Origin of the sequence: Moorena sp. SIO4E2 (assembly GCF_010671945.1) — a bacterium.
Classification (GTDB): Bacteria; Cyanobacteriota; Cyanobacteriia; order Cyanobacteriales; family Coleofasciculaceae; genus Moorena; species Moorena producens.
Genome location: NZ_JAAHIE010001125.1, coordinates 1 through 1,678, shown reverse-complemented (window position 1 = coordinate 1,678; position 1,678 = coordinate 1). Strand labels below are relative to the sequence as shown.

Here is a 1,678-nt window from a genome sequence, read left to right as displayed (position 1 = left end):
GTCTGAAAGCCTTGCTATGATTGTCTTTTAGGTATTAAATCTGAGGGGGTGACATGAGCCCTGAAAAGCCCACTAGATAAGGCTTTGATGCCAATGAGCTATGGCTTGATACAGTGGGAAATTGACCGAAGACCCTGAGGGCGCAAGCCCCTGGATTCTATCCATGGGGTTAGCCCGAACGGGAATTTATTCCCTAACTATTTGGGAACTTTAGCATATTTGGATTCGGCAAAGCCGACGCTGCGCGAACGACTATAATAGTAAGTAAGGAAACTACACCAAAGGAGGTGAGAATAGAGTGCTGGTAATGGAGTTCAAGGCTGTCTTAAAAGAGCCTCAAAAAGTAGCAATAAATGAAGCTATTAGGACAGCTCGCTTTGTTAGAAACAAGGTACTCCGATTCTGGATGGATAATCGTGGGGTCGGGAAGAAAGAACTCTATCGCTACAACACTCAGTTAAGAGAGGAATTTGAGTTTGTAAAGCATCTTAACAGTCATGCTTGTCAAGCCTCTGTTGAGAATGTGGAACGTTCTATCAAACGCTTCTTTGACAATTGCAAGAAAAAGGTTCCTGGCAAGAAGGGATATCCTAAGTTCAAAAAGCATTCTCGGTCAGTAGAATACAAGCAATCTGGGTGGAAATTATCCCCAGACAAAAAGTCTGTCAAGTTCACCGATAAGAAAGGGATAGGCCAAGTTAAACTCAAAGGCAATTGGGACTTGTGGCGCTTAGACCAGAAACTCATAAAACGGGTTCGCATAGTCCAAAGAGCTGATGGTTACTACATTCAGTTCTGCGTAAAAGTTGATAATAAATCTGAGCCGTTACAAGCTACTGGTTGCAATGTAGGTCTAGATGTAGGACTGAAAGAGTTTTACACAGACTCCGATGGATACGCAGAACCTAATCCTAGATTCTATCGAAAAGGTGAAAAACGTTTAAAATTTTATCAACGCCGAGTTTCCCGGAAAAAGAAAGGCTCCGCTAACCGTAAGAAAGCCATTAATAAGCTAGGTAGACAACACCTCAAGATAAGTAGGCAGCGTGAAGAACATGCGAAGAGAGTTGCACGTTGCGTAATCCGGTCTAACGACTTGGTCGCCTATGAAGACTTGAGAGTGAAAAACCTGGTCAAAAACCATTGTCTAGCTAAGTCTATTAATGATGCAGGTTGGTATCAATTCCGGAAGTGGTTAGAATATTTTGGCGAAAAGTTTGGGAGAATTACTGTCGCAGTAAACCCTGCTTATACTAGCCAGAATTGCTCGGCATGTGGCGCAGTAGTGAAAAAGTCACTGTCAACTCGAACCCATGTTTGTAAATGTGGATGTGAGTTAGACAGAGACCATAACGCCGCAATCAATATCTTAACGAGAGCCTTGAGTACGGTGGGGCACACCGGAACTAAAATCAACGCTCGGGGAGACTCGACCTCTACTCTGCTTGGTTCCGACCTGGTTGAGCAAGTTGAATCGCTGAACCGAGAATCCCCTGGCTTATAGCCATGGGGAGTGTCAACCTCGATTCATTGTCTTGATGCAGTCGCTCATGGGGGAAACCACGGCAGTCGCTCATGGGGGAAACCACGGCAGTCGCTCATGGGGGGGACCACGCCAGTTGCTCATGGGGGAAACCCCCAAGACCGCACTGGCTCCCCAAGACCGCGCTGCCTCCCC

At 45.8% G+C, this 1,678-nt stretch carries 1 protein-coding gene; it reads left to right on the top strand.

The window, feature by feature from the left end; all coding sequences use genetic code 11:
• Window positions 1-298 precede the first annotated feature (298 nt).
• Window positions 299-1,504 (top strand): RNA-guided endonuclease InsQ/TnpB family protein, encoded by a 1,206-nt coding sequence (locus tag F6K37_RS41370; RefSeq protein WP_287257082.1) that lies wholly within the window; start codon window positions 299-301, stop codon window positions 1,502-1,504.
• Window positions 1,505-1,678: the final 174 nt, after the last annotated feature.